19 protein-coding genes are annotated in these 20721 nt (G+C 71.0%); 4 read left to right on the top strand and 15 right to left on the bottom strand.

Annotation, left to right across the window (positions count from 1 at the left end):
- Position 1 precedes the first annotated feature (1 nt).
- Positions 2-688 carry a lysophospholipid acyltransferase family protein gene (locus tag VLJ82_RS09330; RefSeq protein ID WP_408663062.1) on the bottom strand — a complete coding sequence of 229 codons (687 nt, stop codon included), beginning with the start codon at positions 686-688 and terminating at the stop codon, positions 2-4.
- 185 nt (positions 689-873) lie between these two features.
- Between VLJ82_RS09330 and crtI the strand changes: the two genes are divergently transcribed.
- The 4 genes from crtI to VLJ82_RS09310 all read left to right on the top strand — a co-directional run bounded on the left by crtI (position 874) and on the right by VLJ82_RS09310 (position 4647).
- Positions 874-2367 carry a phytoene desaturase family protein gene (gene crtI, locus VLJ82_RS09325; protein WP_408663061.1) on the top strand — a complete coding sequence of 498 codons (1494 nt, stop codon included), beginning with the start codon at positions 874-876 and terminating at the stop codon, positions 2365-2367.
- 61 nt (positions 2368-2428) lie between these two features.
- Positions 2429-3073, top strand: coding sequence for a TetR/AcrR family transcriptional regulator (locus tag VLJ82_RS09320; protein ID WP_408663060.1), 645 nt, complete (start codon positions 2429-2431; stop codon positions 3071-3073).
- A gap of 28 nt (positions 3074-3101) precedes the next feature.
- A complete protein-coding gene (locus VLJ82_RS09315; RefSeq protein ID WP_408663059.1) occupies positions 3102-4172 on the top strand; it encodes a phytoene/squalene synthase family protein in 1071 nt (356 codons plus the stop codon).
- Between the two features lie 37 nt (positions 4173-4209).
- Positions 4210-4647 carry a VOC family protein gene (locus VLJ82_RS09310; RefSeq protein WP_408663058.1) on the top strand — a complete coding sequence of 146 codons (438 nt, stop codon included), beginning with the start codon at positions 4210-4212 and terminating at the stop codon, positions 4645-4647.
- Between the two features lie 40 nt (positions 4648-4687).
- Here VLJ82_RS09310 and pepN read toward each other — a convergent pair whose 3' ends face one another.
- The 14 genes from pepN to VLJ82_RS09240 all read right to left on the bottom strand — a co-directional run bounded on the left by pepN (position 4688) and on the right by VLJ82_RS09240 (position 20718).
- Positions 4688-7192, bottom strand: coding sequence for an aminopeptidase N (gene pepN, locus VLJ82_RS09305; protein ID WP_408663057.1), 2505 nt, complete (start codon positions 7190-7192; stop codon positions 4688-4690).
- 111 nt (positions 7193-7303) lie between these two features.
- Complete coding sequence (locus tag VLJ82_RS09300; RefSeq protein WP_408663056.1) at positions 7304-7816, bottom strand: hypothetical protein; 513 nt, start codon at positions 7814-7816, stop codon at positions 7304-7306.
- A gap of 41 nt (positions 7817-7857) precedes the next feature.
- Complete coding sequence (locus VLJ82_RS09295) at positions 7858-8208, bottom strand: NIPSNAP family protein (protein WP_408663055.1); 351 nt, start codon at positions 8206-8208, stop codon at positions 7858-7860.
- An 80-nt stretch (positions 8209-8288) separates the two neighbouring features.
- A complete protein-coding gene (locus VLJ82_RS09290; protein WP_408663054.1) occupies positions 8289-9593 on the bottom strand; it encodes an MFS transporter in 1305 nt (434 codons plus the stop codon).
- 14 nt (positions 9594-9607) lie between these two features.
- Entirely contained in the window at positions 9608-10885 is a 1278-nt protein-coding gene (locus VLJ82_RS09285) for an ATP-grasp domain-containing protein (RefSeq protein ID WP_408663053.1), read from the bottom strand.
- A gap of 46 nt (positions 10886-10931) precedes the next feature.
- Positions 10932-12740: an ABC transporter substrate-binding protein gene (locus tag VLJ82_RS09280; RefSeq protein WP_408663052.1), complete on the bottom strand. Its 1809-nt coding sequence runs from the start codon at positions 12738-12740 to the stop codon at positions 10932-10934.
- On the bottom strand, positions 12737-13117 hold the full coding sequence (locus tag VLJ82_RS09275; protein ID WP_408663051.1) for a hypothetical protein: 381 nt from the start codon (positions 13115-13117) through the stop codon (positions 12737-12739). Before VLJ82_RS09275 ends, VLJ82_RS09280 begins: the two co-directional genes overlap by 4 nt.
- A gap of 17 nt (positions 13118-13134) precedes the next feature.
- Positions 13135-13992: a dimethylargininase gene (gene ddaH, locus VLJ82_RS09270; RefSeq protein WP_408663050.1), complete on the bottom strand. Its 858-nt coding sequence runs from the start codon at positions 13990-13992 to the stop codon at positions 13135-13137.
- Positions 13989-15269, bottom strand: coding sequence for an ATP-grasp domain-containing protein (locus VLJ82_RS09265; RefSeq protein ID WP_408663049.1), 1281 nt, complete (start codon positions 15267-15269; stop codon positions 13989-13991). Before VLJ82_RS09265 ends, ddaH begins: the two co-directional genes overlap by 4 nt.
- A gap of 10 nt (positions 15270-15279) precedes the next feature.
- The gene (locus tag VLJ82_RS09260; RefSeq protein WP_408663048.1) at positions 15280-16932 is read right to left on the bottom strand and encodes a class I tRNA ligase family protein; all 1653 of its coding nucleotides are present in this window, start codon (positions 16930-16932) and stop codon (positions 15280-15282) included.
- Complete coding sequence (locus VLJ82_RS09255; protein WP_408663047.1) at positions 16929-17294, bottom strand: cupin domain-containing protein; 366 nt, start codon at positions 17292-17294, stop codon at positions 16929-16931. The genes VLJ82_RS09260 and VLJ82_RS09255 overlap by 4 nt, the downstream gene beginning before the upstream one ends.
- Positions 17295-17314: 20 nt before the next feature.
- Positions 17315-18607 (bottom strand): lysine N(6)-hydroxylase/L-ornithine N(5)-oxygenase family protein, encoded by a 1293-nt coding sequence (locus VLJ82_RS09250; RefSeq protein WP_408663046.1) that lies wholly within the window; start codon positions 18605-18607, stop codon positions 17315-17317.
- Positions 18608-18634: 27 nt separating this feature from the next.
- Positions 18635-18895, bottom strand: coding sequence for an acyl carrier protein (locus VLJ82_RS09245; protein WP_408663045.1), 261 nt, complete (start codon positions 18893-18895; stop codon positions 18635-18637).
- A complete protein-coding gene (locus VLJ82_RS09240; RefSeq protein ID WP_408663044.1) occupies positions 18892-20718 on the bottom strand; it encodes an HAD-IIIC family phosphatase in 1827 nt (608 codons plus the stop codon). Before VLJ82_RS09240 ends, VLJ82_RS09245 begins: the two co-directional genes overlap by 4 nt.
- Between the last annotated feature and the right edge of the window lie 3 nt (positions 20719-20721).

Below are 20721 nucleotides of genomic sequence, written 5' to 3'. Positions count from 1 at the left end.
ATCACCGTCCCCGCCGGGCCAGTCGCGACCAGCGGTCGATGCGCTCGTCCCAGCTGGGCCGGCCGGCGATCAGCCGGACGAAGCCGGGTACCGGCTCGCGCGGGTCGCCGGCGGCCAGCGCGGCGTCCAGCCCCGCCAGCCGGTCGGCCAGCTCGGCCCGCAGCCGGTCGGGCGGGCAGGCCGGGCCGATGTCGATCAGCGCCTCGGGGTACTGGTGGCCGCGGGCCACCACCCGCACCGCGACCGGCAGCACCGGGGCCGGCGCCCGCCGGGCCAGCCACGCCGCACCGGGCGCCAGCTCGCCGAGCGGGCCGGCCGGCCGGAGCTCGGCCTCGGGATAGATCACCAGCACCCGGCCCTGCCGCAGTGCCTGCAACGCTCGCCGCGGCCGGTCGACCGGGATCACCCCGACCGGGGCCAGGAAGCGGTAGTCGCCCAGGTTGTCGCCGTCCATCAGCAGTGCCGCCCGGCGGTGCAGCCGGCCCAGCACCGCCGAGGCCAGGAAGCCGTCCCACCAGCTGTGGTGGTTGGCCGCCCAGATGCAGCCGCCGGCCGGCAGCTGCCCGCGCACCCAGACCCCGCGCAGCCCGCGCCTGACCAGCTGGTCGAAACCCGCGCTCAGCGCCCGGGCCGGCAGCGGCGGTCGCTGTGCCCAGCTGCCCTCGGCAGCGTCGCTCGCAGTAGCCATCCCACCCCCGCACCCGGCGTGCGCCGGCCGGCCGGCATCGTGGCCAGTATCGAGAAGTTGCACAAGTTATGCATAGCATCTGCCGAACCGTAGAGTGACTCTAACATCGACTGAGGAGCCCGGCGTACCAGCGGCAGACCGGCCGGCCGGCTCCCGAGACGCCCGCCCGAGCCGAAAGGACCGCCGTGCCCCGACGCCCCCGGACGGTGCCCGGGCCCACCGACTCCGTGGTGATCGTCGGTGCCGGCCTCGGCGGGCTGTCGGCCGCGTTGCGGCTGGCCGGTGCCGGGCGGCAGGTCACCGTCGTGGAGCGCTCGGCAGAGCCCGGCGGCCGGGCCGGGGTGCTGCGTCGCGGCGGCTACTCCTTCGACACCGGCCCGACGGTGCTCACCATGCCCGAGCTGCTCGACGACGCGCTGGCCTGCGTCGGCGAGCGGCTGACGGACCGGCTGGAGCTGTTGCCGCTGAGCCCGGCCTACCGCGCCAACTTCGCCGACGGCTCCCGGATCGACGTGCACACCGACCCCGAACGGATGGCCGCCGAGATCGCCGAGGTCGCCTCGGCCCGGGACGCGGCCGGCTACCGGAAGCTGGTGGACTTCCTGCGCACGCTCTACCGGGTGGAGCGCGACAGCTTCATCGACCGCAACCTGGACTCCCCGCTGCAGCTGCTGGGCAGCGCCGGGATCCGGCTGGTGGCGCTGGGCGGGCTGCGCCGGCTGGCACCCAAGATCGGGCAGTACCTGTCCGACGAACGGTTGCGGCGGATCTTCTCCTTCCAGGCGATGTATGCCGGCCTGGCCCCGCAGGACGCGCTGGCGATCTACGCGGTGATCTCCTACATGGACACCGTGGCCGGCGTCTACTTTCCGCGCGGCGGCATGCACGCCATCCCGCGAGCGCTGGCCGGGGCGGCCGCCGACGCCGGGGTCACCTTCCACTACCGGACCGAGGTCGAACGCATCGAGGTGTCCGGCGGCCGGGCCCGCGCGGTGCACACCCGGGACGGCCGGCGGCTGGCCGCCGACGCAGTGGTGGTCAACGCCGACCTGCCCACCGCCTACCAGCAGCTGCTGCCCGCCGAGTACCGCCCGCGCCGGTTGGCGCGGCTGCGCTACTCCCCGTCCTGCGTGCTGGTGCACGCCGGTTCGGCCACCAGCTACCCCGACCTCGCCCACCACTCGATCTTCTTCGGCCAGGCCTGGCGCGAGACGTTCACCGAGATCATCGACCGCGGCCGGCTGATGAGCGACCCGTCCTTCCTGGTGAGCTCGCCCAGCCGGACCGACCCGTCGCTGGCGCCGCCGGGCCGGACCGGCTACTACGTGCTGTTCCCGACCCCGAACACCCGGGCGGCGATCGACTGGTCGGTGCTCGGCCCGCGCTACCGCGACGAGATCATGGCCACCCTGGACCGGCGCGGGCTGCCCGGCTTCGAGCAGGGCATCGAGGTCGAGGAAATGGTGACCCCGCGGGACTGGCAGGAGCAGGGCCTGGCCGCCGGGGCGCCGTTCGCAGCCGCGCACTCCTTCTTCCAGTCCGGGCCGTTCCGCTTTCCCACCCTGGACCGCCGGATCTCCAACCTGGTGTTCTGCGGCTCCAACTCCCAGCCGGGGGTGGGCGTTCCGATGGTCCTGCTGTCGGGGCGGCTGGCCGCCGCCCGGATCACCGGGAGGTAGCGCCGTGGCCAGGGCCGGCTCCACCGGCGACACGGGCTCCACCGGCGACAGAGGTGTCCGGATGAGCGAGACCGGGCTGCGCGAGCGGCACAAGCGCCGGACCCGCCAGGCCATCAACACCGCCGCGATGTCGCTGTTCTTCGAGCACGGCTACGACGCCGTGACCGTCGCCGACGTGGCCCGGCAGGCGCACGTCTCGGTCGCCACGGTGTTCAACTACTTCGACACCAAGGAGGACCTGTTCTTCGACGAGGTGGACCGGATGCTCGACGCGCTGCTGGACTCGGTGCGCCGGTGCCGGTCCGGCAGCTCGATCCTGCAGGCGCTGCAGGACCAGGTGGTCTTCCAGCTGACCGGCGGCCGGCCCGCGGCCGAGGCCGAGGAGGTGGCGCGCTTCCACGCCGCCGTGCTGGACAGTCCCGACCTGCAGCGGCGCGAGCAGCACCTGCAGCTGCGCCGCCGGCAGGCCCTCGCCGCGGCGCTGGCCCAGGCCCTGGGCACTCCCCTGCCGTCGCTGGCGGCCGACCTCGCCGCCACCCAGTACCTGGCAGCCGAATCGGTGATCGGCTCCGAACTACGGAGCAGGCTGGGAGCAGGACTCGCGCTGCCCGACGCGCTGGCGGAGCTGGAGCCGGTGACGGCCGAGGTGTTCGCCACCCTGCGCACCGGGCTGGGCCCGCTGGTCAAGGCCGGTGCACCGCAATGAAACCGACCGCCCCGAGGAGGGCCGGATCATGACGACCGACCGTGCCGAGGAGGACCGGGTGCCGCAGTCCCAGACGTCCGTACCGTTCCGGATCCCCGCCGCCGGAACCGGGCCCGCCAGGCCGATGCCGAGCGCGGACGCCGGCCGGGCCAGCCGGGGTGCCCGGCGCGAGCTGGCCGCCGCCGGCATCGTCGAGCCCGGCCTGCGGGCCGGTTACCTGCGGGCCCGGCAGCTCAACGCCCAGCACGGCAAGACCTACTTCCTGGCCACCCAGTTGCTGCCGGCCGCCAAACGGCCCTACGTGCACGCCCTGTATGGCTTCGCGCGCTACGCCGACGACATCGTCGACGACCTCGACCCGCGGCTGGACCAGGCCGAGCGCGCCCGCACCTTCGACGCCTGGGCCCGGACGTTCCTCGCCGACCTGCAGCGCGGCACCGCCGCCGACCCGCTGTGCCTGGCGGTGCTGGACACCATCGACCACTGGCAGATACCGGCCGAGCACTTCGCCGACTTCCTGCAGTCCATGCGGATGGACCTGGAGATCACCGAGTACGCCGGCTTCGCCGACCTGGAGAAGTACATGTGGGGCTCGGCGGCGGTGATCGGCCTGCAGATGCTGCCGATTCTCGGCCGGGCCGACCCCCGGGTCAGCTGGAGCAGGCTGCGCGGCCCGGCGGCCGACCTGGGCCTGGCGTTCCAGCTGACCAACTTCCTGCGCGATGTCGCCGAGGACCTCGACCGGGGCCGGATCTACCTGCCGATCGAGTCCCTGGACCGGTTCGGGGTGGACCGGGCGATGCTGCTGCGGGCCCGGGCCGGCGGCTCGGCCGGCGAGCCGATCCGCGACCTGATCGCCTACGAGGTGGCCCGCACCCGCCGGCTGTACGCCTCGGCGCTGCCCGGCATCGACCTGGTGCACCGCACCTCCCGCGACTGCCTGCGCACCGCCTGGACGCTGTACGGCGGCATCCTGGACGAGATCGAGCGGGCCGGTTACGACGTGTTCAGCCGCCGGGTCAGCGTCGGCCTGCGGCGCCGGCTCAGCGTGGCCGCCGGCGGGCTGGTCCGGGCGGCCTGGGCTCGCGCGGTCGACTGACGGTGCTCGGCACCGGCCAGGCACTAGGGTGGGCACTGTGATCATCGGCATCGACCACATCGGGCTCGCGACCGAAGACCCAGCCGGCGTCGCGACATTCCTCACCGCGCTGGGCCTGGGCAAGGACGACGACGGCATCGCCGAGGAGTACGGGGTGGCCTGCGAGTTCTGGTCCCATCCGACATCCGACGGCCAGCCCGCGGTCGAGCTGGTGACGCCGATACGGGAGGACTCCGCGCTCTCGGACCACTTCACCCGCCGGTCGCCCTCGCTCTACCACGTCGCGTTCGAGGTGGACGACCTCGACGCCGAGCTGGTCCGGCTGCGCGGCCACGGCCTGGTGCCGGTCGACGCGGCGCCGTGCGCCGGTGCCCGGCCCGGCATGCGGGTGTCGTTCATGTACGTCCCGAAGCCCGCCGCGCTGCTGATCGAGCTGGTGCAGTACGGGGTACCCGAGACCGGCAGTGCCAGTTAGCCGCTGAGGCCGACCGCACTGCCGGTCCGCGCGGAGCCGGTCAGCCGCTGACCGCCAGCTGGCTCTCCCGGGCCCGGATCACCTTGCGCAGGTCGTCGGTGAAGTCGGCGACCTTGCGGCGCAGCGGCAGCGAGATGTCACCGCGGCTGACCAGCTCGGTGGCGAACTCCACGGTGTCGGGCGAGGCCGCGAAGCGCGGGTACAGGAAGCGGATCAGCTCGGCGATCACGTAGTCGCCGCGCAGCTTGGCGACCTCGGGCATCGCGGTGAAGAACCGCTGCACGTACGGCTCGGTGAGCTCGAGCTGCTCGGGCTGCCAGAACCCCTCGGCCAGCGCCCAGATCTGGTAGCTGGACAGCGTGGTGTCGCTGGTCATCGCGTCCCAGGCCGCGCTCTTGGCCGCCGGGTCCGGCCGGGCCGCCCGCGCCTTGGCCGCGAACATCTCCCCCGCCGTGCTCGGGTCGATCTCGTAGCCGGCCTGGATCTCGGCCTCGTCCACCTCGCCGAGCACCGCCAGCCGGTACTGGACTCGCCACCGGGTGTCCGGGTCGAGCTCGATGCCGTCGGGCACCCCGGCCCCGTCGAGCAGCCCGCGCAGCTCGGCGACGTCGGAGGAGAACTCGATCAGGTTGCGGAACAAGGTCATCTGCCGCTCGTCCCCGGCCGGGGTGCTGGCCAGCCGCTCCCGCAGGCTCTCGGCGATCCGGGCCAGCCAGTGCGGGCGTTCGGCCGGCGCCAGGAACCGGTCGGCGACGTCGTAGCGGGCCTGCTCGAGCACCTCGGTGAGGATGGACAGCTCCGTCTCGGCTGCCACCATCTCGGTCACCAGCGACAGGTGGTCCGCGGCCGGGAACACCGCGTCCTGCACGCCCAGCAGCAGCTGGCACCACACCATGGCGCGGTTGAGCGGCGACAGGGTGGGCAGCAGCCGGGGCAGCGCGGCGGCCGAGTCGGCGTCGAACCTGATCTTGGCGTAGGTCAGGTCCCCGTCGTTGAGCAGCAGGAACTCCGGCTTCGGCAGCCCGACCAGCTCCGGCAGCTCGGTGCGCTCGCCGTCGATCGACACGCTGACCACCCGGTTCTCACCACCGCTGCCGTACAGGCCGACGTTGAAGGTGTGCGGCCGCAGTACCGGGTGCGACTCCGGCGCGGTCTGCGTCACCGCGAAGGCCGAGATGGTGCCGTCGGTCACCTCGAGCTCGGGGTGCAGGGTGTTGACGTTGGCGGTCCGGAACCACCGGTCGGCCCAGCCGGTCATGTCCTCGCCCGTCGCGTCGCTGAGCGCGGACAGGAAGTCGGCGTGGGTGGCGGTGCCGAAGGCGTGCCGGTCGAAGTAGGTGCGCAGGCCCGTGCGCAGCGCCTCGGTGCCGACCCGGGCGGCGAGCTGCCGGATCGTCGAATGTCCCTTGAAATAGGTGATCCGGTCCATCTCCAGCAGCACGGTCTGCACGTCCGGGCCGTCCAGGCAGATCGGGTGGGTGGAGCTGCGCTGGTCGGCGAGGTAGGCCTGCCCCTTGCGCCGGGCGGCGAAGGTGGTGGGCGGGCCGGGGAACCGGGTGACCTCGCTGGGCACCCGGTGCGCCATGTAGTCGGCGAAGACCTGGCCCAGCCACAGGTCGTCCCACCAGGCGTTGCCCACCAGCGCGGCGAGCCACTGCAGCGAGATGCCGTGCGCCAGCACCACCGCGCGGGTCTCCCGCTCGCTGGCGGTGCCGGGGGTGCGGAACAGGTACAGCTCGCGCAGCAGCACGCAGCCCGGATGGTCCAGCGACAGCACGCTGAACTCCGGCACGAAGACGTGGTCGAGCTTGCCGAACGGGTAGCGCACGCCGAACATCCGCTCGTACTCGTCCAGGCACTGCCTGGTCACCTCGAAGGTCTCGTCGAGGTCGACGCTGAGGTACTTGGCCAGCGACGCCCGGCAGTGGAAGCCCAGCCGGATGCCGTCGTGGTCCTGGAAGACCCCCTCGTAGGGACCGGCCACCAGCGCGGTGAGGTAGGTCGCCTGCGGCGGGGTGGGGCCCAGCTCCCAGCGGCCGGGCGCGGTCCGGCGGGCATCGCTGTTGCCCAGCACCTGCCAGTTCTCCGGCACGGTCAGGGTGAAGGTGTACGGAGCCTTGAGGTCGGGCTGGTCGAAGCAGGCGAACACCTTGGGCGCGTTGTCGATGTAGACGAAGGCGTAGAGGTAGACCTGGTCGTCGGCCGGGTCGACGTAGCGGTGCAGTCCCTCGCACTCCCTGGAGTAGCGCATGTCGGCGTCCACCACCAGGGTGTTCTCCTCCGCCAGCCCGGTCAGCGGCAGCCGTCCCTCCGACAGCGCCCCGACGTCGACCGGCCGGCCGTTGAGCAGCGCCGAGTGCAGGGTTTCCGGTTGCACGTCCAGGAAGACCTCTGAGCTCTCAGCACCCGGCCGGGCGTCGAAGGCGATGGTGGTCTTCGACCGGAAGGTGTCGGCCCCGGTGGTGAGGTCGAGGTCGACGAGGTAGGAGCGGACCGTCAGGACGGAACCGCGCGCGGCCGCCTCGGTGCGGGTCAGGCTGGGCATGGCTGATCTCCTCGGTGTTCCCGCCGTCGAGCGGGGCGACCGGCCGGAGCCGATCGGGGTTCGTGCACCGGGTGCCCGCCCGCGACGGGCACCCGGTGGGGTGGATGGTTGTCAGACCGGTCCGGAGTACCGGCTGGTCAGGTAGGCGATCTTGGCTTGCTCGTCCCGCGCGGACAGCAGGTACTGCGTCCACGCCTGCCGCTCGTGCACCACCGCGCCCAGCTCCCAGACGCAGATCACCTCGAGGTGGGTGCCCTGCGGGATCAGCTGGAACCCGCCGCCCTTGGCGACGTCCTGGCCGTAGAGCGTCTCCCACATCTCGTTCTGGTTGCGCCAGGTCAGCACGATCAGGAAGTAGAAGGACTCGCCGCACAGGTGGAAGACCACGAAGCCAAGGTCGCCGTCGAGCTTCAGCCTGCCGGCCTCACTCTCGGCATGCAGGAACTCGCGCGCCTCGGCGCGCACCTGCTCCGGGATCTCCGCCTCTTCCGGGCGCACGTCGTACCACTTGAGATACCCGTCGGACAGCGCCACGTCCTCGCCCGGAACCGCGATCTTGGGGCGGTGGACGTAGTCGCTGGGAATGTTGCCGAATCGGGTCAGGTCAGGCAGCTGGATAGTCATCGCAGGATCGTATTCCAGGCTCGCTCGCACCGGCGGGGACGTCAGGCGGGTTGGCCCACCAGGGTCGGAGACAGCGCGTGGGTCGCCGGGATCACCGCGGTCCGGTAGTCCGCGATCATCGCGGTGACCGGGGCGTCGTAGTTCTCCTCCCACTCCGCGGTGGCGTAGATGGCCTGCGATTTCTCGACCCGTTCCTCCTCCGAGCGGAAGGCCCGCAGCAGGAAGTAGCCGTTCTCGTCGTTGAGCATCGGGCCGAAGTCCAGCACGTTGATGCCGTAGCGCCGCATCATCGGGATGGTGCCCTCCTCGCTGATTCGGTGGAACTCGTCCCGGGTGCCGGGGTGCACCTTGAACAGCCGCATCTCCAGCAACCAGCTCTCGGCTTCGGTCACGTCCAAACCTCCTGTAGGGAAAGGGAGGACAGCGGCGCCGCCACTGTCGTTTCCGGTTGTCTCGAAGGGTCCCGCGGTGCTCAGGTCGGTTCCTCGACCAGGCTGCCCGGCACGTCGGCGACCAGCGGCACGTCCGGCGTCTCCGGATCGTCGACGGCCTGCTCGGTCTCGGCCTTCGACGGGCTGCGCACCGACGCCACGCCCAGGGTGGCGGCCACCGCCGAGATCAGCGCCATCACCAGCCACACCCGGTGGCCGAGCGAGGTGAACAGCCAGCCGCCGACCACCGGCCCGATCGCGGTGCCCAGCCCGAACACGAACTGGAAGCTGCCGATGTAGCGGCCCTTGAGGTGCGCGGGACCGGCCATCGCCGGGAAGGCGAACACCGCGGGGGCCCCGACCACCTCGGCCAGCGTCCAGATCAGCGTGCCCAGGATGATCACCGCGGGGCCGAGCGGCAGGCCGTAGCAGAGCATGCCCAGGCCCACCAGCCCGAACGCCAGGCCCACCAGGATCTTGAACGGCCAGTGCTGGGAGACCTTGGTCACCGGCAGCTCGAACAGGATCACGATCAGGCCGTTCAGCGCGACCGCGACGGTGTACCAGAAGATCGCTACCCCCTCGGCCTTGACGTCCAGCGGCAGGGTCGACAGGTACTGCACGTACACCGCGGCATTCAGCAGCATCCCGATCAGGAACAGCACGTAGCGGCGGTTGCGCAGCACGTCGAGGTAGCTGCCGCTCGGCGCCGCCGCCTCGTCGGCACCGGCGACCGGCCGGTCCCGGCGCGGCAGCGCCACCAGGGCGAGGGCGGCATAGCCCAGCGCCACCAGCGACTCGGCCCAGAACAGCAGGGTGTAGCCCTGGTCGTCGAGGTTGTACAGCGCGAAGCCGATCAGCGGGGCCGCGGTGGTGCCGAGGTTCAGGCCGAACCGGTACATCGCGAAGATCATCACCTGCCGGTTCTCGGGAGTCAGCTCCGACAGCAGGGTGGCCGAGGCCGGCCGGAAGATCTGGCTGACCAGGCCGCACAGCGTGACCGCGACGAGCAGTGCCGCGTAGTTCGGCAGGTACAGCAGGGAGGCGACCAGCACCGCCGAGCTGGACATGGAAAGCACGGTGGCGTTGCGGGCGCCGAGCCGGTCGGCCAGCATGCCGCCGATCAGCACCCCGATCACCCCGCCGGCGCCGTAGGCGCCCAGCGCGAACGCCGCCTCGGACGGCGAGCGGCCCTTGGAGGTCATGAACAGCACCACGAAGATGCTGAGGAACGCGCCGAGCCGGTTGATGAAGACGCCCGCGAAGATCGCCTTGACGGCAGTGGGTGACTCGTTGAACGTTCGCCAGATGCCGGCGCTCTGAGCGGGCGCGGTGTCAGTCGACATGTCTTCCACTTCTTCTAGGGACGGGCGGCGACGGTGCTGGGCTGCACCGTGCCGGTGATGACGAGCGCCGCTTCGGCGGCGTCCAGGGCGGCGGCGCACCGCGGGATCGAGTCGGCGGCCGCGATCGCGGCCGCGATCCGCCCGAAGGCGGTTCCCTTCGGCGGCGGCGAGACCACCGCACCAGGGGCTGCCACCACTATCGTCCGGTGCACCTCCTCGGGCAGCTGCGCGCCCTCGAAGCTGACCGAGGTGATCTCGGTGTTCTCCTCGGCGACGTAGAAGAACCGGATCGCCGCGGTCCGGTGCTGGCTGGCGGTCAGCTCCAGCGGCAGCCCGCAGGCCGCCCGGGCGGCGGTCAGCCCCGGGTCGATGCCGGTAGCCAGCAGCCCCAGGTAGGGAATCAGGTCACCGCCCAGCCGGCCGTTGACCTCGATCACCTGGGGACCGGTGCTGGTCAGCATGTACTCGCTGTGCGTCCAGCCGTCGGTGAAGCCGAGCGCGGCGTGGGTGTCCTGCAGGGCCGCCAGCAGCGTGGCGTCGGTCAGCAGCGGGTCGTCGGCGCTGACGTAGTGCCCGACCTCCTCGGCGTAGGGCGGGTAGCCGAGCACCTTGCGGCCGATGAACAGCGGGGTGACCCGGCCGTCCGAGATCACCGAGTCGATGCTGATCTCCTCGCCCAGCACGCATTCCTCGACCAGCACCGGCCGCTCCGGCAGCGCCACCGGCTCGGGGGCACGGGTGTCGCGGGTGAAGGGGAACATCCGGCGCAGCTCCTGGGCGTTCTCCACCCGGACCACGCCGAGGCTGGCGCCCAGCCCGCGGGGCTTGAGGATCGCCGGGTAGCCCACCTCGGCGGCGGCGGCCAACGCCTCGGCCTCGTCCTTGACCGGCACCGAGCGCGGCTGCGGCACGCCGGCCACGGCCAGCGCCGCACGGGTCTGGCCCTTGTCGCGCAACCGGGCGATCACGTCCGGGTCGCCGTTGCGCACTCCCAGCGCCTGGGCCACGAACGAGGTGGCGTGGATGCGGGCCTCGTCCCAGCAGAGCACCCCGTCGAAGGGCTGCTGCTGGTGCAGGGTGCGGGCCGTCTCGGCCATCGCCGGGCCGTCGGAGGTGCTGGGCAGCACCGTCCAGCCCGCGATGTAGTCCTTCTCCCAGCTCGGCTCGGCGGTGTGGAAGAGGTGGATCCGGAACTGCGAGCTGATCGAGCGGAGCAGGTACTCCCGGTAGGAGCGCAGTCCGGTTCCGATCACCAGCAGCGCCGGGCGCTGCTCAGGGGTGGGGGTTGTCATCGTCGTCTTCTCCTCTTGGACGAGCCGGCCGGCCGGGCGTGCCCGGTCACTGCTCGCCGTCCTCGACGTAGTACCAGTTCTCGGGAGCGATGTTGGCGAACGGGTTGATCGGCTCAACCCCCCGCAGGTTGCCGGCGTACTCCAGCAGGCGGATCGGGAAGTTCGGCGTGAAGATGACCGGCACCTGCTCGGCGATGTAGTCCTGGTACTCGTACAGCACATCCAGGTCGTCGCTGGTGACGGTCCGCTCGATCAGCTCGTCGGCCCGCGCGTCGGTCCAGTGGCCGAAGTTGCCGCCGGCGTCGGTCTTGAACACGATCTCGCCGGTCGGGTGGTGGTACACCCAGCCCCCGTTCCAGCAGCACATCTCCCACAGGCACGGGGTTTCCTCGCTCGGCACGCACGGGGCGTCCTCGGCCACCAGGATCGAGCCGTACACCTCCTGCAAGCGCAGCTCGATGCCGGCCGCGGCGGCATCCCGCTTGAACCGGCGCATCAGCTCGGTCAGCGCCGGGCGGCCTTCGACGTAGCGCAGCAGGATGCTCAGCTTGGTGCCGGCCGGGATGCCCTCGCCGGCCTGGCCGGGTCCGGTGCCCGGGCGGACGCACACCGCCGGGCTCTGGCTGGTGTCCCAGCCGTTGTCCTCCAGCAGCTGCTTGGCCCGGGCCACGTCGAAGGGCAGCGGCCAGGCGGCGCCGCGCTGGCCGGGCGAGACCAGGTCGGTGGCCGGGATCATCGGCACCGGCCCGTTCTGCCGGTAGGCGTAGCCCTGGTAGATCTCGCGCACCGCGGTGTCCTGGTCCAGGCAGCTCTGCAGCGCCTGCCGCAGGTAGGTCTGGGCCAGCAGCTTGCCTGCCACCGTCGGGTTGTTGAAGTTCAGGCTGATGTAGCGGATGCAGTACACCACCTGCGGGGCCAGCCGGAACCGTTCGCCCAGCGGGTTGTCCCCGCCCTTGGTGGGGTCGTCGGTGGAGCCGGCGGCGAAGCTCAGCGGCAGGTAGCCGACCTGGACCGTGCCGTCCTGCAGCATCTGGAACTGCTCCTCGTCGGAGAAGGTCGGCAGCTGCCGGAACTCGTCGATGTGGGGCTTGTTCGGGCCCGAGTAGTGCTCGTTGGGCACGAACGTGACGACGCCCTCCAGGGTGTAGCTCTTCAGCCGCCACGGGCCGCTGACGATGCTCCACAGCGGGCTGTCGGCCCACTTGGTGCGGTGCGCGTTGTTCTCCTCGACGGCGTTGCCCTGCTGTTCGATCAGGTAGTCATAGACCGCCTCGACGTCGGCGAGGTCGCCGCTGGCGTTGGCGGGCCCGGCGGCGGTGCGGTCCCAGGCCTTGGGCAGCGGGGTGATGGTGCTGAACTGGTTGAACAGCATCCAGCGCTTGGAGTAGGCCTTGTCGAAGGTGAAGTAGACCTTGTCCTCGGCGACCTTGCCGTAGTCGACGCAGTTGTCCGGGAAGTAGCCCGGCACGTACTCGCCGTACCGGGCGCCCTTGACCTTCATCAGGTTGACCCAGAACAGCACGTTGTCCGCGCACAGGGTCTCGCCGTTGGACCACTTCCACGGCTTGACGGTGATGGTCGCGGTCAGCCCGTCCTCGCTCCACTCCGGCTCCTCGCCGATGCTGAGCTCGTAGTCCACCTCGGGCTTGCCGCTGTTGCCGAAGTAGTACAGCGTGCGGTACATCAGCGCCTGGAACTCGATGACGTTGCGGGTGCCCATCCGCTCGGGCGGGGTGAACGGGAAGATCACCGCCGGCGGGAACCCCGGGGCGCACGCCCAGGTGACGACGCCGCCCTTCTTCGGCCGCTCGCCGTCCTTGGCCAGCTCAGCCGCATCGGTCAATTGCGCGGTCATGCTTCCTCCGAACCTGCTGGACGTCCTGATGCGGTGCCGGCCTGGGCGAGCTCCTCGATCGAGGACACCCCGCGGCTGCCGGCCGTGCCGTAGCGCTCCCATTCCTCGTGCAGCCGGATGCGCCCGTCGGGCAGCACCGTAGGGGTGCTGTGACAGCGGCCGGAGATCACCTCGCCGCCGTCGAGAACCATGCAGTAGGCGAAGTCGAGCGTGCCGTCCTCGGCACAGGTGCCGGCCAGCGAGCCGCGCCGGGCCTGCCCGCCGGAGAACTCGCCCCACAGCAGGTCGCCGTCCTGCCGGTAGAGCGCCACCCGGTCCTTCTCACCGGGCACGCCGTCGGCGGGTGAGAACCGTCGTCCGTCGTAGTTGATCCGCACGGCAGTGCTCCCAGTGCTCACCGGGCCGGTAGCTCGCGCAGCTCCAGCGTGCAGCACTTGGCGCTGCCGCCGGACTTGAGCAGCTCGGACAGGTCCACCCCGATCGGCACGAAGCCGCGGGCCCACAGCTCCTCGATCAGGTGGGTGGCCTGCGAGGCCAGCAGCACGTGCCGGCCGTCGGAGACCGCGTTCAGGCCGAACACCTCGGCATCGGCGTCGGTGGCCAGGATCGCGTCCGGGTAGAGCTCGCGCAGCACCTGCTGGCTGTCGGGCGAGAAGGCCTGCGGGTAGTACATGATCTCGTCGTGGTCGAGCACCGCGAGCGCGGTGTCGAGGTGGTAGTAGCGCGGGTCGACCAGGGTCAGGCTCTGCACCGGTAGGCCGAAGAACCGGGCCGCCTCCTCGTGGGAGAGCCGGTCGGTGCGGAACCCGGTGCCGGCCAGGATCCGGGAACCGGTGACCAGGTAGTCGCCCTCCCCCTCGTTGATGTGCTCGGCCTCGTGCACCTGGTAGCCGCGCTGGCGGAACCAGTCGGCATAGGCCGGCCCCTCGTCGGCCCGCTGCGGGTAGCGGAACCGCGCCGACAGCACCTTGCCGTCGACCATGGTGGCGCCGTTGGCGGCGAAGACCATGTCCGGCAGGCCGGGTACCGGCTGGATCTGCTCCACCTGGTGGCCGAGCCCCCGGAACAGGTTGATCAGCCGTTCCCACTGCACCAGGGCCAGGCCGCCGTCGGTGGGCTTCTCCGGCTCCATCCACGGGTTGATGGAGTAGCAGACGTCGAAGTGCACCGGCGGGCACATCAGGTATCTCCTGGGCCGGGCCGTACGCACCGGCCGGGTTGTGCGTACCGGGGCGCTGGTGGTCAGTGTCACGCGTGCTCCAAAAGCTCAGAGGGTGAGGTCGCCGGCGTGGCGAAGTTGACCTGGATCTTGGATGCGAAGTCGTTCATGGTGTCGAAGGCCTCCTCGAAGGAACTGCCCTTCGTGCCGAGGAAGCCGATGATGGTGTTGCCCTCCGGCGGCCGCTTGATCTTGTCGCCGGGCTTGGCGGTGATCTTGAGCAGGAACACCTTGTCGGAGTTGGCCACCTCGTCCGGGACCACCACCTGCTCGACGATGCCGGCCGCGCTGATCAGGCACATCGCGGTGATGTGCGTGCCGGTCGGCTGGAAGTGCCGGACCCGTGGCTTGCGGCCCAGGCCGATGTCGACGGTGGCCTCGATCGGATCGTGGTCGGCGGTCAACTTCGCGATGTCCTCCAATCCCCCGCCGCCTACCCGAGCGGCGATCTCGAGCAGGTGCGGCTCGCCGTTGTGGAAGCGCACCTCGGCGTGCATCACGCTGCGCCGCAGGCCCTGCGCGTGCGCGGCCAGGGTGACCGCGCGGTGCACCTTGGCCAGGTCGTCCTCGCCGAGCGTGGTCGGCGCGTGGTGCACGTCGTCGTCGAAGTTGTCGCCCTCCGCGGTGATCCGGTCGACCACCGAGCCGAGGTAGACCTCGTCGTCCCAGGCCACCCCCTCGATCAGGTACTCCTTGCCGTCGAGGAAGGACTCCACCAGCAGGCCGTTCGGCCCGAGGTCCATGCCGTCGGCGTCGGCGAGCAGGTCGCCCAGGTGCGCGATGCCGTCCTGCGCCTGGCCGAACCGCTCGGCCATCTCGGCGGGCGAGTGCACCTTGAACACGTAGTAGCTGCCGGCACCCAGGGTCGGCTTGAGGATCACCGGGTAGCCGAACTCCTCCGCGGCCGACAGCGCGTCGCGCAGCTCGGCGACGTAGCGGTAGGACGGGATCGGCGCGCCGCCGCGCTCGTAGGCCTGCCGCATCAGGTACTTGTTGCGGCTCTGGATCGCCGCCCGCACGTCGATGCCGGGCAGGCCCAGCGCCTCGGCCACCGCCGCCACCGCGGTCACCGCGAACTCGGCGAAGGTGATCACGCCGTCGAAGTGCTCCTCGGCGTGCCAGCGCTTGGCTTCGGCGATGATGTCGTCGATCTGCTTGCTGCCCACCAGCCGGTAGCGCTCGGCCGGCCAGAAGTCTTCGGTGCCGGTGCCGTTGAGCACGTAGACGACGTGGCCGTACGTCTCCGCCCGCTGGTAGCGGGCCTGGTAGTAGTGCATGTACTGCTGCGGTTCGATGGCAAGCAACTTCATGGCGGACTCCTTAGACCGCGCCGTCGAGCGCGGGAGTGCGGGTGAGCAGCTCAGCGGTTGGGCTGTCGGGTGATTCGATGCGGCTCGCCAGCCGCGGCAGTTCGAAGGCCGGCACCTCGGTGGCGGGCTCGGCCAGCAGGTCGAGCTGCACGCCGGCCGCACCGGCCTGCTCGGCCAGGTCGATCAGGATCGGGGCGGCGCCGGCCAGCAGGGTGCGCGCCTCCAGCAGCAGGTCTCCCGGCTCGGCCGAACCGTCCTCGGCCATCGCCCGCAACCGGGCCAGCTGGTCGGCGAAGGTCTCGGCGGCCCGGGCGACGCTGAAGGTGTCCAGCTCGTAGGCCGCGCGCAACCGGGCCTGCACCAGCGCGGCCCGGGCCCGGCCGGCCGGCGTGGTGGCCAGCATGCCGCCGGCCCGTCCGGCGATCAGCAGCGAGATCGCTTCGGCCAGGGCGTTCCACGGCTCGATCAGGCGAAGCTCGGTCACCTCGTCCAGCGCCTGCCGGGTGAAGTTGGTGCGCTGGTACTCCGGGGCGGTGAGCGCCAGGAAGAACCGCACCTCGTCGCGCGTCACCTCCGCCAGCAGCTCGCTGCCCCGGATGAGGTGGTTGCGGCTGGTGGAGAACTTCGAGCCCTCCAGGTCGTAGAACTCGTTGCAGACGTTGCTCTCCGGCAGCACGTAGCGCTCGCCGTGGGCCATCAGCAGGGTGAGGTCCATCAGGCCCCAGTGGTAGGTGTTGTCGAAGCCGTGGAAGTACACCACCTCGGCGTCGCGCTCGGCCCGCCAGAGCTCGTCCACCTCGACCGGCTGCGGCTCGCCCTGCCGACCGGCTGCCCACCAGGTGCTGTAGATCGAGGCTGGCATGGCCTCGATCCAGGGGTAGAGGATCTGCCCCGGCGTCTCGGCGAAGGGCGCCTCGATTCCCCAGCCGCCTCCCGGCACGGTGATCGGGATGTCGGGCAGCGAACCGGCCAGCAGCTCGCGGATCAGCTGCATCGAGTGCGGCCGCCAGCGGTCGGCCCGGGCCTCGAAGTACTCGGTCAGCCGCTGGCGGTAGTCCTCCATCGGCAGCACCAGGATGGCCTGCTCGCGGTAGCCGACCGGGTCGGTCGGGTCGATGGTCGAGCGCGGCTCCAGCAGCTCGTCGTAGCTGTTGGGATGACCGCAGCTCTCGCAGGTGCCGCCGCAGCTGCCGGCCAGGCACACCGGGCAGGCGCCGGTGACCAGCCCGTCGAACAGGTAGGTGCCGCTGCGCTCGGCGTAGGGCAGCCGCACGGTACGCAGCCGCAGCCGGCCGGTGTCGTAGAGCCGGGTGACGAAGGACAGCACCGTCTGGCGGTACCGGTCGTCGATCGGCGGCAGCCCGGCCATCGAGATGCCCATCGCGGACAGCGAGTTCTCGATGGCCACGGTGGAGCGCTGGCACAGCGCCTGCGGCGTAACGGCCTGCCGGGCGGCGGTCGCGACCACGTAGGTCTGGCTGTCGTCGGTGCAGGTGGTGTAGATCACCGGCCGCCCGAGGGCGCGCAGGTAGCGGGCGTAGACATCACCGGCGAGGTACGGTCCGGCCAGGTGCCCGACGTGCAGGTCGCCGTTCGGGGTGGGCGTCGCCGCGATGATGATCGCGGGGCGGGTGGACCCGGCGGACCGCTCGGTGCCGCTCATCCCTCTTCCTGGTGCCGGGCGGCGAACTTGGCGGCCAGGTCGGTGTCCCACCACACCGAGTACATCTCGAAGTCGGCGTCGCCGTCGTTGATCACCTGGTGCGTCGAACCCGGCCGGAAGTGCACGATGTCGCCGGCCACGAACGGCGTCTTCTCACCGTCGCAGAGAATGTGCGAAGAGCCGTTGAGCGCGATCCAGATCTCGTACTCGTGGTGGGCGTGCGGGCCCGAGGCGGCGCCGGGCTTGACCACGCACCAGGAACCTTCGAACGGCGCGTTCAGGGCGGGCCACGGCATCAGCCGCTGGGCCCGCAGGCCGTTGTCCAGCTTCAACTCGCCTCGGGACAGGCTACGGATTTCCATTGTTCGATCCTCTTTCGGGCTCAGCTCGGCACCGGAACAGTGGCCACCAGCTGGTGGGCGGGCTGGTGGGACAGCAGGTCGCGCACGATCTCCTCCGACCGCACCGCCAGCAGGCTCAGCAGCGAGTCGGCGATGCCGTGGGTGGCCTCGTTGACGCCCTGCAGGTAGCAGCCGGCCCGCACGTTCGGCGGCAGGTTCATCCGGTAGCTGCGGCTCACCGAGACCTCGTCCATCGACACCGAGGCCGCCAGGTCGCGGATCACCTTCGGCATCTCGCGCTCGAAGCCGGTGCCCAGCAGCACCAGGTCGCAGCGCAGCTCCTCCGAACCGCCGTTCTTGCGGTCGAGCAGGGTCAGCACCACCTCGTTGTCGGCCATCCGGGCGGCGGCGACCTCGGACATCGTGATCATCTTCAGCCGGTCGGCCCCGGTCAGCTTCTCCAGGTACATCTGCCGGTACAGCACGTCCAGCAGGGCCGGGTTGAGGCCGGAGTAGTTGGTGCGGTGCATCTCGCGCAGCAGCTGGTCACGGGCCTCGGGGAGGGCGGCGTGGAACTCGTCGACGAAGGACGGGAAGTACAGCTGGTTGGTGAACTTGGAGTTCTCGTAGCAGTTCAGCCCGATCGAGCGCATCACCATGGTGCACTGGGCGTTCGGGAACTCCTGGTGGCTGGCCCACAGCATCTCGGCCGCACTCTGGGCACCGCCGAGCACCACGATCCGGTGCTCGGCGTCGCGGTCGAAGGCGGCGATCCGGGAGGAGAACTCGGTGCTGTGGATCAGTCGCTCCCGCGGCACCTGGGCGAACTCCGCCGGGATGTGCGGGTCGCGGCCGGCGCCGATGATCAGGTTCCGGCAGGCGATCTCGCCACCGTCGGCCAGCCGCACCAGCCACTCCGAGACCTCACCGTCGGCGTCGTGGCACGGCTCGATGCTGACGCACCGCCGGCCAGACTGGATGCGGACCTCCGAGAGGTTGCGGGCCACCCAGCTGAGGTAGTCCGAGATCTCCATCCGGTACGGGGTGAAGCTGCCCAGGTTGATGAAGTCGTCCAGCCGGTCGGTCTCGTGCAGGAAGTTGACGAAGGAGTACCTGCTGCGCGGGTTGCGCCGGGTGACCAGGTCCTTCAGGAACGACACCTGGCTCTGCGACCAGGGCAGCAGCAGCCCGCGCTGCCACACCACGGTGTCGTGCTGCTCGACGATCACGGTCTCGCGCGCCACCTCGGGCGCGAGCTCCTCCAGCGCGACGGCCAGCGACAGGTTCGCCGGCCCCGCGCCGATGGCGAGTACTTCCACTTCCTGGCGGTCCAAGGGATTCCCCAATCTGGTCATGGAGGCCTACCGCTGTCCGACGGTGCTGGAGCCGGCGTGCTGCACCAGTTCCACCAGGTCGGAGATCCGGCGCGCGGCCTGGTAGGAGCGCAGGTCGAGGGTCACCCCGAACTGGCTCTCCAGTTGGGCCAGCGCCTCCAGCGAGCTCAGGCTGTCCCAGTCGTAGGCAGCCAGCACCGGGTGGTTGTTCAGGTCCTCCACCGACTCGTGCAGGACATCGCTGAGAATGGTCACCACGGTGTGCTCTATCGACGCCGCGTCGGTCATCTGGTCGCTCGCTCTCTGTCGGGTTGCGTTATCCAACTGGGCGCCGGATCCCATCCGGCGCGCAGGTCAAGGGTGAAAGTGCCGTCGGAATCGGCCGGGGAGAACCCGGCTCGCTTCCAGAAGCCGGCGGCCGCGCCGTTCTTGGCCGACGGGACGAAGCTGCCCTGCAGGGTGCTGGCGCCGGCCTCGCTGGCCCGCTGCGCCAGCCAGTCCACCGCGGCCAGCTCGATGCCCCGGCTCAACACCCGGCAGCTGAGCACCATGTTGAGCACTCGCCAGGTCTCGCCGCCGCACTCGACCCACATCGCCCCGACCACCCCTTCGTCGCCGAAGCGGTCCGAGACCGACAGCGAGGCGACCAGGTGGCCGGGATCGGCGGCCATCGCCGCCGTCCGGGACTCGTCGAACCGGATGCCGGTGAGGTTGAACTGGTTGGTGCGGGCGGCCAGCTGGGCCACCCGGGCCACCCCGAACGGGGTGACCGGCTCCACCTTCAGCTCGATGGCCAGCGCCTGCAGGTAGTCCTCCGACGAGCCGAAGCTGCCCTCGAACTCGGTGCGCAGGGCGCGGGTGCGGTACAGCGCCGGGCGTTCCCGGTCGGTCTCGGTCAGGTCGAGCACGTCGAACCAGCCCGGCGCCAGCAAGGAGCCCACCAGGTGCGCCGGGTCGCCGTCGGCGGCCACCAGGGCGACCTCGGGCAGCTCGCTGCCGACCTGGCCGCGCTCGAACGGCGAGTCGTCCATGAAGACGAACGAGCCGGTCGACAGGCTCAGTGTCTCGGCGGCCTGTCGCAGGTTGTCGGCCTTGGGCGACCAGTTCACCGCGGTCACCGAGAACGCCTCGGACCGCAGCAGCATCTCCGGGTGGCTGCCCAGCGCGTCGTCGACGATGGCGGCGTCGTTCTTACTGGCCAGCACCAGGATGACGCCCTGCTCGCGCAGCCGGCGGGCGCTGCGCTGCAGGTTGAGGTAGCAGGAACCCGGGTACAGCCCGCCCAGCTCCACGCCGGTGGCGCCGACCTCGCCCAGCACGCCGCCCCACAGGGTGTTGTCCAGGTCCAGCGCCAGCACCTTGCGCGACAGGCCCATCCGGGCCTGGACGATTCGGGCCACCTGCTTGGCCAGCACGTGCAGGGCGCCGTCGGTGTAGGGCAGGTCGGCGTAGCGGTGCAGCCGGGCGTCGCGGGCCGGGAACGGCTGCTCGGCCAGCGCGCTGACCAGGTCCACCACCAGCACCTGCCGGTGCTCGGCGGCCAGGCCCAGCAGGTCGGCGTTGAGCCGCGCCCAGGCAGCCGACAGCGCCGCCCGAGCCCGCCAGCTCAGGAAGGTCTCGCGCACCTCGACCGGCAGCGGCAGGGTGTGCAGCACCAGGGTGGCGGTGCTGCGCCGGGTCACCGAGTCGAGCAGGGCCCGGAACTCGGCGAACCGGGCCTCCAGCTGGCTGATCACCCCCTCGACGTCCCCGCCGGTCCAGTCGCCGGGCAGGAAGAAGGACTCCTCCATCAGGCAGACCAGGACGTCGGGCTCGCCGTCGGCGGCGAAGGCGCCGGAGGCCAGCGAGAACTCGAAGGTGCCGTAGTCGGCCACCGAGATGGCGGGCAGCGCGCCCACCGCCACCAGGCTGGTCCGCAGCAGCGGCTCGAACGGGCCGACGGTGCAGGTGGCCAGCACCGAGAGGTTGACCGGCGGCAGCCCGCCGTCGGCCGGCTGCAGGTTGCCCAGCAGCTTGCCCAGCTTGCGGGCCAGCACCGGGTCCGTCAGTTGGGCCAGCGAGACCCGGACATCGGTGGCCGGCGTGCGGTCGGACTCGACCGCGCGGCGCACTGC

It is taken from the genome of Jatrophihabitans sp., from assembly GCF_035474675.1.
Taxonomy (GTDB): domain Bacteria; phylum Actinomycetota; class Actinomycetes; order Mycobacteriales; family Jatrophihabitantaceae; genus Jatrophihabitans_A.
The sequence above is the reverse complement of the archived record's forward strand: the minus strand, read 5'-3'. Positions and strand labels throughout refer to the sequence as shown.

What these genes read in the sequence shown, in the direction of transcription:
- VLJ82_RS09285 (WP_408663053.1), bottom strand. Translation starts at nt 10,885, where the DNA reads ATGACAACCCCCACCCCTGAGCAGCGCCCGGCGCTGCTGGTGATCGGA.
- VLJ82_RS09300 (WP_408663056.1), bottom strand. Translation starts at nt 7,816, where the DNA reads ATGACTATCCAGCTGCCTGACCTGACCCGATTCGGCAACATTCCCAGC.
- VLJ82_RS09245 (WP_408663045.1), bottom strand. Translation starts at nt 18,895, where the DNA reads ATGACCGACGCGGCGTCGATAGAGCACACCGTGGTGACCATTCTCAGC.
- VLJ82_RS09315 (WP_408663059.1), top strand. Translation starts at nt 3,102, where the DNA reads ATGACGACCGACCGTGCCGAGGAGGACCGGGTGCCGCAGTCCCAGACG.
- VLJ82_RS09290 (WP_408663054.1), bottom strand. Translation starts at nt 9,593, where the DNA reads ATGTCGACTGACACCGCGCCCGCTCAGAGCGCCGGCATCTGGCGAACG.
- VLJ82_RS09265 (WP_408663049.1), bottom strand. Translation starts at nt 15,269, where the DNA reads ATGAAGTTGCTTGCCATCGAACCGCAGCAGTACATGCACTACTACCAG.
- VLJ82_RS09330 (WP_408663062.1), bottom strand. Translation starts at nt 688, where the DNA reads ATGGCTACTGCGAGCGACGCTGCCGAGGGCAGCTGGGCACAGCGACCG.
- VLJ82_RS09260 (WP_408663048.1), bottom strand. Translation starts at nt 16,932, where the DNA reads ATGAGCGGCACCGAGCGGTCCGCCGGGTCCACCCGCCCCGCGATCATC.
- VLJ82_RS09255 (WP_408663047.1), bottom strand. Translation starts at nt 17,294, where the DNA reads ATGGAAATCCGTAGCCTGTCCCGAGGCGAGTTGAAGCTGGACAACGGC.
- VLJ82_RS09280 (WP_408663052.1), bottom strand. Translation starts at nt 12,740, where the DNA reads ATGACCGCGCAATTGACCGATGCGGCTGAGCTGGCCAAGGACGGCGAG.
- pepN (WP_408663057.1), bottom strand. Translation starts at nt 7,192, where the DNA reads ATGCCCAGCCTGACCCGCACCGAGGCGGCCGCGCGCGGTTCCGTCCTG.
- VLJ82_RS09320 (WP_408663060.1), top strand. Translation starts at nt 2,429, where the DNA reads ATGAGCGAGACCGGGCTGCGCGAGCGGCACAAGCGCCGGACCCGCCAG.